The 9,069-nt window shown below is 68.0% G+C and carries 9 protein-coding genes; 5 read left to right on the top strand and 4 right to left on the bottom strand.

Features of this window, described 5'->3' with window-relative positions; all coding sequences use genetic code 11:
• Positions 1-79 precede the first annotated feature (79 nt).
• The 3 genes from VFG33_RS01350 to VFG33_RS01340 are packed head-to-tail and all read left to right on the top strand — an operon-like array spanning position 80 to position 3,122.
• Positions 80-736, top strand: coding sequence for a bifunctional 4-hydroxy-2-oxoglutarate aldolase/2-dehydro-3-deoxy-phosphogluconate aldolase (locus VFG33_RS01350; RefSeq protein WP_325021464.1), 657 nt, complete (start codon positions 80-82; stop codon positions 734-736).
• A complete protein-coding gene (locus VFG33_RS01345; protein WP_325021462.1) occupies positions 733-1,602 on the top strand; it encodes a 2-hydroxy-3-oxopropionate reductase in 870 nt (289 codons plus the stop codon). Before VFG33_RS01350 ends, VFG33_RS01345 begins: the two co-directional genes overlap by 4 nt.
• Positions 1,599-3,122: a glycosyl hydrolase family 28-related protein gene (locus VFG33_RS01340; RefSeq protein WP_325021460.1), complete on the top strand. Its 1,524-nt coding sequence runs from the start codon at positions 1,599-1,601 to the stop codon at positions 3,120-3,122. Before VFG33_RS01345 ends, VFG33_RS01340 begins: the two co-directional genes overlap by 4 nt.
• Positions 3,123-3,160: 38 nt before the next feature.
• On the opposite strand, the gene VFG33_RS01335 is transcribed toward VFG33_RS01340, so the two are convergent.
• A complete protein-coding gene (locus tag VFG33_RS01335; protein ID WP_325021458.1) occupies positions 3,161-4,045 on the bottom strand; it encodes an alpha/beta hydrolase in 885 nt (294 codons plus the stop codon).
• Positions 4,046-4,189: 144 nt separating this feature from the next.
• On the opposite strand from VFG33_RS01335, the gene VFG33_RS01330 reads away from it, so the two are divergent.
• Positions 4,190-5,098: a helix-turn-helix transcriptional regulator gene (locus VFG33_RS01330; RefSeq protein WP_325021456.1), complete on the top strand. Its 909-nt coding sequence runs from the start codon at positions 4,190-4,192 to the stop codon at positions 5,096-5,098.
• An 18-nt stretch (positions 5,099-5,116) separates the two neighbouring features.
• Here the strand turns inward: VFG33_RS01330 and VFG33_RS01325 are convergent, their stop codons facing one another.
• Positions 5,117-6,097, bottom strand: a complete 981-nt coding sequence (locus VFG33_RS01325) for an aldo/keto reductase (RefSeq protein WP_325021454.1) — start codon at positions 6,095-6,097, stop codon at positions 5,117-5,119.
• 141 nt (positions 6,098-6,238) lie between these two features.
• Here VFG33_RS01325 and VFG33_RS01320 point away from each other — a divergent pair, with 141 nt between their 5' ends.
• Positions 6,239-7,111: a helix-turn-helix transcriptional regulator gene (locus VFG33_RS01320; RefSeq protein ID WP_325021452.1), complete on the top strand. Its 873-nt coding sequence runs from the start codon at positions 6,239-6,241 to the stop codon at positions 7,109-7,111.
• Between the two features lie 64 nt (positions 7,112-7,175).
• Here the strand turns inward: VFG33_RS01320 and VFG33_RS01315 are convergent, their stop codons facing one another.
• Both VFG33_RS01315 and VFG33_RS01310 read right to left on the bottom strand, forming a co-directional pair.
• The gene (locus VFG33_RS01315) at positions 7,176-8,099 is read right to left on the bottom strand and encodes a phosphotransferase family protein (RefSeq protein WP_325021450.1); all 924 of its coding nucleotides are present in this window, start codon (positions 8,097-8,099) and stop codon (positions 7,176-7,178) included.
• A 381-nt stretch (positions 8,100-8,480) separates the two neighbouring features.
• On the bottom strand, positions 8,481-9,069 hold a 589-nt coding region (locus VFG33_RS01310), incomplete at its 5' end, for an HNH endonuclease signature motif containing protein (protein WP_325021447.1).

Raw genomic sequence — 9,069 nt, 5'->3', positions numbered from 1 at the left:
GCGGGGCTGGCGTCCGACCGACGTCTCGCCGCACTGCGCACGGCGATCGCCAGTGTGCATCCCGGATCGAGGAGCCGTGATGATTCAGCTGACTGACGAGCTGGCCGACCGCCCGGTGGTCGCCGTACTGCGGGCCGCCGGCGCTGAGCGGTTCGGGGAAGTCTCGGGGGTCCTGGCTGCCGCTGGGTTCGGCGCGGTGGAGTTCACGCTCACCACACCTGGAGCAGTGGAGGCGATCGCTGCGGCGCGGGCCGAGTTGCCGGAGTTGATTGTGGGTGCGGGGACTGTTCGTACGATCGAGCAGGTTCACCAGGCGATCGACGCGGGCGCGGCCTTCCTGGTCAGCCAGGTGACGTCGCCGGCCCTGGTCGAAGCGGCGGCACAGCGAGGCGTGCCGTTCATCCCGGGCGCGTTGACGCCGAACGAGATCGTCGCCGCCTGGGGTCTCGGCGTGCAGGCGGTGAAGGTGTCGCCGGTCGGTCCGGTCGGGGGCATCGACTACATCACCGAACTGGTCGGGCCGCTGCCCGACATCCCGCTGATGCCGACCGGGCTGGTCCGGCTCCACGAGGCCGGGGACTACCTGGCTGCGGGCGCGGCGATCGTCGGGATCAGCCGCGACCTGACCCGCGACGCGCTGCTGCCCGGCGGAGATCTGGACGGTCTGGCGGAGCGGGCCGCGCGCGTGATCCGCTCGGTGGACGACTATCGACAACTGATCAGGAGTGAGCAGTGAGCCCCCGTATCGCCTTCATCGGACTCGGAATCATGGGCTTGCCGATGGCAACCAACCTGGTCAAGGCCGGGTACGACGTCCGCGCCTACAACCGAAGCCAGCGGTCCTTCGAAGGAACGCTCGCGACCTCGGTCGCCGAGGCGGTCGACGGAGCGGAAGTGATCATCACGATGCTGCCGGATTCACCGGACGTGGCAGCCGTTGTGCTCAGCAATGATGGTGTGCTTGCGTCCGCTGCAAAGGGGGCGTTGCTGATCGACATGAGTTCGATCGCGCCGGCCACGGCTCGTGAGGTAGCCACGGCGGCGGCCGACGTCGGCGTACGGGCTCTTGATGCTCCGGTGAGCGGTGGGGAACAGGGCGCGATCGATGGGTCGTTGTCGATCATGGTCGGTGGTGCTGCTGAGGACTTCGAGGCGGCCCGACCGGTACTGGAGGTGCTCGGGGCAACTGTCGTCCATGTCGGGCCGTCCGGTTCGGGGCAGACGGTCAAGGCGGCGAACCAGTTGATCGTCGCGGGCACCATCGAACTCGTGGCCGAGGCGCTGACCTTCCTCGACGCGTACGACGTGGACCTCGAGCCGGCGGTCCAGGTGCTCGCTGGCGGCCTGGCCGGGAACCGGATCCTGGACCGCAAGGCGGCCGGGATGATCCGGCACGAGCTGCAGCCCGGGTTCCGGATCGACCTGCACCACAAGGATCTCGGCATCGTGCTGGACTCGGCTCGTCAAGCCGGGGTGGTGATCCCGCTCGGTGCCGTGGTGGCTCAGTTGATGGCGGCGGCGCGGGCGCAGGGCCACGGCGACCTGGACCACTCCGCGCTCATCCTGGGGGTTGAGCAGCTCTCGGGTCGTGTCCGGGAGTGAGCGCAGACCCGTGGTGGGTACAGAGCTACCCGCTGCCCCCGATCTACGCGACCTCGGACGACTTCGCCGTCACCGTCAACGGGCAGGAGGTGCCGGTCACCGCGTTCGCGCCGGAACCGGGTAGTGGCGTCGAGTATCACTACGCGCACTTCTCCTTCCGCGGCACGGCGACTGTCGAGATCACCACTCAGGCTCCGATCACCTCGCAGGCCGTCAGTCCGCTGGCGTTCGAGATCCCGGCCCAGGTGAGCGGGAACAGGCTGACGTTTGCCCTCAACCGCAGCCGCTACCTGATCGTGAAGATCGACGACCTCAAGGAGCTGGTGATCGCGGCCGACCCGACCGAGTCGGATGCGCCGGCGGCGTACGGGTCCGGGATCTTCAACGTGGTCGCGGATTTCGGCGCCGACCCGACCGGCGAGGACTTGGCCACCAAGGCGGTTCAGGCGGCGATCGACGCGGCGTACGCGGCTGGGCGTGGGGTCGTGTACGTGCCGGCAGGCGTGTTCGCGATCGGTAGCATCGTGCTGCGATCCCGGGTGCATCTCTACCTGGCCGGCGGTTCGGTGCTCCGGGCAACGGCCGATCCGGCCGACTATGTGATGAAGTTCCGCCACGACAGCCTGAGCATGGACGGCACCTGGTTGATCTCGACAGAGCCGGGCTCGTCGGACATCACCATCTCCGGCCGCGGCACGATCGACGGCCAGGGTGCCCGGATGCGCAAGGACAGCAGCTATCTCAACCACCTGCTGGTCCCGGTCGGCACCCGGGGTTTCACCGTCGACGGGGTGATCGGCCGCGACTCCGGCTCCTGGGCCTTCCTCCCCAGCCGCTGCTCCGACGTACGAATCACCAACTACAAGGGATTCCAGTCCCAGCTCCAGTACGAGAACGACGCGCTCGACATCAACGAGTGCCAGGACGTCACGGTCCGGCACACCATCGCGATCTGCGAGGACGACCCGTACTCAACCAAGGCCTGGGCCGAGGACGCCAACATCGCGCTGAGCTGGCCGCACCCGCGGCAGCCGGTCGAGCGGGTGCTGTTCGACGACGTGGTCGCCTGGACCCACTGCGCCGCGTTCAAGGTCGGCAACGGTCACTACTCGCACCAGCGCGGCATCACCTACCGCAACGGCTATGTCTACAACGCGACTCGCGCCATCGCGATCGACCCCTGCTACGGAACCGAGCCCTGCACCGACATCCTCTACGAAGACATCGACATCGAGTCGCTCGACCACGACCGCGGCAACCAGAACTGGCTCCTGATCAACACCCGCGAACGCGGCCTCGGGATCGGGCCGGTGTCCGGCGTACGGATCAACCGCATCAACATCCGAGACCAAGGCGGGTTGTCGCCACTCGTCGCTGCAGGCACCGCCGCCGGCGCCATCGATGACGTCGTACTACGGAACGTCGTCATCGAGGGAACCCCACTCCGCACCTTCGACCAGCTCGGCATCACCCTCGGCCCGAACGTCGAGGAACCGACAGTTGAGTACCGCGGCTGTTGAGAAGCCCGTCCGAGCCGCGGTCCGGCGTGCTCGCCGGGTCACAGATGCGTCGTCAGGAAGCTGTCGATTTTCGCGACGGCTGGTTCTACATAGTCAGGTCTGTCGTAGAAGTCGAAATGGGTGCCGCCCTCGATGAGGAACAGTTCTTTGGGCTCATTGGCCATTTCGTGGGCGGCCTGGCTTTGCTGGAGAGTTTCGGCCCGGGAGCCGGCGATCAGGAGCAGCGGTGTGGGGGACAGCAGATGGATGACGTCCAGCGCGGAGTACTGCAGCATTTTGTCGAAGGACCAGACCAGGGTCTGGTTCTTCCAGTCCGGGTCCGGGTTGCGATCTGTCAAGTAGTACTGCTTGCCGTTCTCCACCCAGTCACTTTGCTCTCCCGGGGGCATGAACGGCACGTACTGCGGTTCGCCTCCCTGGGCGTAGGCCTCGCGGGCGCTTTGGGCGAACCGCATCAGGTCGCGCCAGTCGCCGGCGAACCCGTCGGTCAGCGTGCTGCGCAGGTCGGGCAATCCGCTGACCGTGGCGACCGCCTTGATCCGCCGGTCCGCGACGGCGGTGTACGGCGCGAACCCGCCGCCGCCGCACACGCCGACGGCCGCGATCCGGTCGGCGTCGATCTCGTCGCGGCCGGTGAGGTAGGTGACCGCGTTCTTGATGTCCTCGGATTTGGCGAACGGGTTCTCGTCGCTGCGCGGCGCACCTTCGCTCTCGCCATAGGTGGAGTGATCGAAGGCCAAGGCGGCGTACCCCCGTGCGACCAGGCGCTGGGAGTAGACCGCCGGGGTTTGCTCCTTCGTCCCCGAGGAGGCTCCGACTACCACGACAGCCGGCAGTTTCTCAGCGGAGGTGCGGTCTCCGGGTAGGTACAGGTGGCCGGCGAGCTTGCGGCCGTCACTGGAGAAGGTGACGTCTTCACGCATGGAACTGCCTCTCATTCACAGGACCGATGGGTTTCGGTCTGCTCTCAGCCTCGGTCGCGCGGCGGCAGGCAACCAGGACCGAACGGTTCCCTGGGAATACTCTCTCCCTGGCAGCCTGGACTGCCCGGATGCGAACATGAACGGGTGAGTGGATCCGGTCGGCATCCCACCGAACTCGGCGCGTTCCTTCAGGCCCGCCGGGCGGAGCTGAGCCCTGAGCAGGTGGGGCTGCCGGCGGCCAGCGGGTCCCGCCGGGTGCCGGGACTGCGCCGGGAAGAGGTGGCTCAGCTCGCCATGATCAGCACCGACTACTACACCCGGCTGGAACAGGGGCGGCTGGCCGGTGCCTCCGCCGGCGTGCTGGATGCTCTGGCCGATGCGCTGCGGCTGGGGAGCGACCAGAGAAGCTATCTGTACAAGCTCACGAACAAGAAACTCACCCGGCGCACCGCTCCGACGGAACGCGTGTGGCCACAGACGCAGCTACTGCTGGACAATCTCGTCAGTACCCCGGCGATGGTGCTCGGCCGCTGCTTCGATGTGCTCGCCTGGAATCCCCTGGCGGCCGCAGTGTTCATCGACTTCGGCGAAGTACCACGCCGTCACCGCAACTATCTGCGACTGCTGTTCCTCGACCCGGAGTTCCGCAGCCGTTACGACGACTGGCACAGCCTCGCGCGCACGTCCGTGGCCTTCTTCCGGATGGCCGTCGTGGAACGCCCCGCCGATCCCCGGCTGATCCAGCTGATCGGCGACCTGTCCGTCCATGACGCGGACTTCAGAACGTGGTGGGCCGAACGCAATGTCGACTACCAGACATTCGGCACCAAATCCCTCCGGCATCCCCTCGCCGGAGCGTTCACCTTGGACTGGCAACTGCTGCGCTCGGCGCACGACGACGGTCAGACCATCCTCATCATGACGGCGCCGTCGGACACCCGCTCCCAGGAAGCCTTGCGATTCCTCGCCGCCTGGACGGAACCGTCATCGACGACTCCTGCCAACAGCGGAGCAGCGGAAGCACTGGCGCGAGCGTTCGACGATCCCGAATAGGCCCCTGAGCCGGATGCGTCAGCGGTCGATGGTGGAATCGTTCGCGTCGTCATGGCGGGCTCCGACGGCCGGTGTCAACCGATCGAGTCGCGCGAGGTGGTCGGTGGTGAGGACGACGGCGTCGGCGCCGGTGTTCTCCTCGACGCGGGCGAGCCGGCGGGTGCCGGGGATGGGGGCGATGTCGGTGCCCTGGGCCAGCAGCCAGGCCAGTGCGACCTGCGCGGGGGTGGCGTCGACCTCGTCCCCGATCGCCCACACCTCGTCCACCAGCCGCAGGTTCTGGGCGAACGCCTCCTCGGCGAAGCGGGGGTTCGTCTTGCGCCAGTCGTCGTCAGGGAGCTCGGCAGGCGAGCGGAGCTGACCGGTGAGGAAGCCGTGGCCGAGCGGGGCGTAGGGCACGAAGCCGATGCCGAGGCTGCGCAGCAGCGGAAGCAGCTCGTCCTCGGGATCCCGGGTCCACAGCGAGTACTCCGTCTGCAGCGCCGCGACCGGGTGCACCGCGTGGGCGCGACGGATCGTTGCCGGCGAGGCCTCGGACAGCCCGATGTGCAGGACTTTGCCCTCGGCAACAAGTTCGGCCAACGCTCCGACGGTCTCCTCGATCGGGACACCGGGGTCGACTCGGTGCTGGTAGTACAGGTCGATCCGGTCGGTGCCCAGCCGTTTGAGGGAGCCCTCGATGGCGGTCTTCACGTTCGCCGGGCTGCTGTCGAAGGTGCCGACCCCGCCACCGGCGTGCGAGATCATGCCGAACTTCGTGGCGACGACGACCTGGTCGCGGCGCCCGGCGATGGCTCGGCCGACGATTTCCTCACTGCGGTAGGGGCCGTAGAATTCGGCGGTGTCGAGGTGGGTGACACCCAGGTCCAGTGCGCGGTGGATGGCGCGGATCGACTCGGCGTCGTCCAGGCCGCCACCGGTGGTGTAGACCCCGGCCATGGTCATGGCGCCCAGACCGATCCGGGATACCTCCAGGGCGCCCAGCGTGGCGTGCTTCATCAGGTGACTCCTTCGTTGCGTGGTGGCGAGGTGTTCGCCGGTACTCAGAAAACAGCGACGCCCGTGGTCGAGACAGAGCCTGCTGAGAGGGGTACTCGGCCTGCCCCTTTAGGTCGCGGAACTGCCTCTACGCTGGGAGGCATGGATGAGAAGGAGCTGGCACGCGCGGCGGTTCGCGACTTCCTCAGCACGCGTCGTGACCGGGTCTCACCCGCCGACGTCGGCCTTCCGACGACCGGGACCCGGCGTCGGGTCAAGGGCCTGCGCCGCGAGGAGGTGGCGCTGCTCGCAGGGGTCAGCCCGGAGTACTACATCCGCCTCGAGCGTGGCCAGGCCACCGGTCCCTCCGCCGGCATCGTCGAGTCGATCGCCACGGTACTGCGGCTCGACGACGACGAACGGGCCCACCTGGACCGGTTGCTCGCAGCTCTCACGCCCGAGGCCCGCAAGCGCCGCAAGGCGGCGGTCAAGGAAACCGTCAGCCCTGGGATCCGGGTGCTTCTGGACTCGATGGAGCACCTGCCGGCCGTGGTGTTCAACGGCCGGCTCGACATCCTCGCCGTCAACGACCTCGGACGTGCCCTCTACGCGCCGATGTTCGCCTTCGAAAGCGCGGTCAACTCACCGCGTTTCCTGTTCCTGGAAGAGCACGCGGCCCGGCAACTGTTCCCCGAATGGGAACACATCGCCGACGACGCCGTGTCCATCCTGCGGAGCGAGGCAGGCCGACGCCCCGACGACCCGGTCCTGGTCGCCCTGATCGGTCAGTTGTCCACCCGCAGCCAGGAGTTCCGCACCCGCTGGGCCGCGCACAACGTCAGAGCGCACAGGTCAGGCAGCAAGGTCTTCCGGCACCCACTGATCGGCGAGGTCTCCCTTCCCTTCGAGAACCTCACCGTCGACGCGGCCGAGGACCAGGTCCTCACCGTCTACACCCCGCAGCCAGGCTCACCGGAACACGACGCGATCCGCCTGCTGGCCAGCTGGAACGCCACCACCCCGCAAACCAGCTAAGTCCGCCGAGTCGCTGATGGGAGCGCGCGCTACGTCGCACACCCAGCGCAGAGGCGGGTCACTGTCACACGAGCAGCGTCTCGAGCTGCGGGAGTCGGCCGAACAGGTCGGGTAGGCCGCGCACGCCGTTGCGCACGGATTCGTGCGACAGCGCGAGGTCAGGGCCTGTGCTCGCCTCGACACCGGCCAGGCAACGGAGGATGTTCCACCTCGTGTGCCCCAGCCAGCCGCCGATCATGAACACGAACCAGCTCGGACCCGCCGGCGGCAGCGCTCCGCCCCCTGCGACGTAGCCGTCAAGGACCGAGCGGAAGATCGCGGGCTCGATGTTGTCGAAGCCAGGTCCCTTCGCGAGGCTCAGCGCGGTCGAGCCGAGCTCACCGGCCAGGTCGAGCATCCCCGAGAGCTCCCAGTCGAGCACCACCGGCCGACCGTCTCGAGCGAGCAGGTTCCACGGTTGGATGTCCCTGTGGGTCAGTACAACGGGGCCTGGCCGTTCGCAGGTGTCGACGAAGTGGGCAATCGCGAGGAACGTCTCGACCTGGGAGGCCAGTTCGTCGGCCCACGGCTGTCCGGTCGCTGCTGCCCGCTCGGCGAGCTCGGGCCAGTCCCGTGGCGCCGGGTCCTCGATCGACACGTCGGTCCACTCGACGTCGAGCGCGTGGATGCGCGCGAGAATCTCACCGATCTCGAACGCGTACGCCGCCGACACCGGTGCTTCGGGCACCTTCTCTCCCTCGACCCACCGGTGGACGAGCGTGTGGTGGCTGGCCGAGATCGGCTCCGGCATCGGAATGCCGGCAGCGAAAGCCGCCCGCTCGAACCTGAACACGTCCTCGATGCGGTAGGTCCAGCGGCGGTCGACGAGGTTCAGCTCCTTCACCGCGAACGACCCCTGGTCGGTGTCGAGCCGGTACATCCGGTTGGCGAACCCGCCGTCGACGCGGATCATCGGCCCGATCGGCGCACCGAGATGCGAAAGATTCACCCCACGCACTCTAGGACTCGGAGTTCATCGATGCACCGGAATTGCCCGGGATGCAGGCAACCTGGCCGGTTGGCTGCAGGACCTAACAGTCCGACCCGTTACTCCCCGACGAGGCCGGTCCCAATCGAAGGGCTAGGCCGGTAAAGACGCCGACGGAAATGACGACTTTGGCCATGCGGGGCTCCTCTTCGAGGTTCGTGAAATGACGCCGGAGGCGGTGGCGGGGCGTTGCTGGTGGGTGTTGACGTGGGCTGTCCCGCGTGGTGCTTGCCGGCTTATCCGGCCGCGGTCAGGTCGCCCCACGGGTCGAAGGTGGCCGCATCCACCGAGCGGGTGTCGCCGATCGGTGCGCTGCCGCCGATCGGTGTGGTGCCCACCGACCTATCCGGCCACGGGCAGGTCACCCCACGGGTCGAGGGTCGCCGCGTCTGCCGGGCTCGCCTTGCCGGTGGGTGTGGTGTCACCGGTCGATCCGGCCGCGGGCAGGTCGCCCCAGGGGTCGAAGGTTGCCGGGTCGGGTGCGGTGGTGGACCCGGCGGGTGTGGCGGCGGGCGTGGTGGACCTGGCCGCGGGCGCAGTCGAGCTCGCCGTCGCGGTGGCCGTGGGTGGGGGTGGTGCGGGTGGTGGTCGATACCGGATCCGGGTGGTCGGATCAGGATCCGCCCAGGTGGGGCGTTCGACCTGGACGGTGCCGTCGGCCAGGGTGATGGTCCAGCGGCCTGCGTGTAGGGCGATGTGGTGGGCTTTGCAGAGCAGCACGAGGTTGCAGAGGGCGGTCTTGCCGCCGTCGATCCAGTGCACCAGATGGTGGGCTTCGCAGCTGATCGGTGGGGCACCACACACCACACAACCGCGGTCGCGGAAGTTGAGGGCCTTGCGGATGTGGCCGGTCACGAACCGTTTCGTCCAGCCGACATCCAACGGCACAGAGTTCTTACCCAGAATGATCGGGGTGATCGCGCCGTCGCAG

The sequence above is a fragment of the Kribbella sp. genome (assembly GCF_035687465.1).
Classification (GTDB): Bacteria; Actinomycetota; Actinomycetes; order Propionibacteriales; family Kribbellaceae; genus Kribbella.
This window is presented reverse-complemented; position numbering and strand designations above follow the sequence as displayed.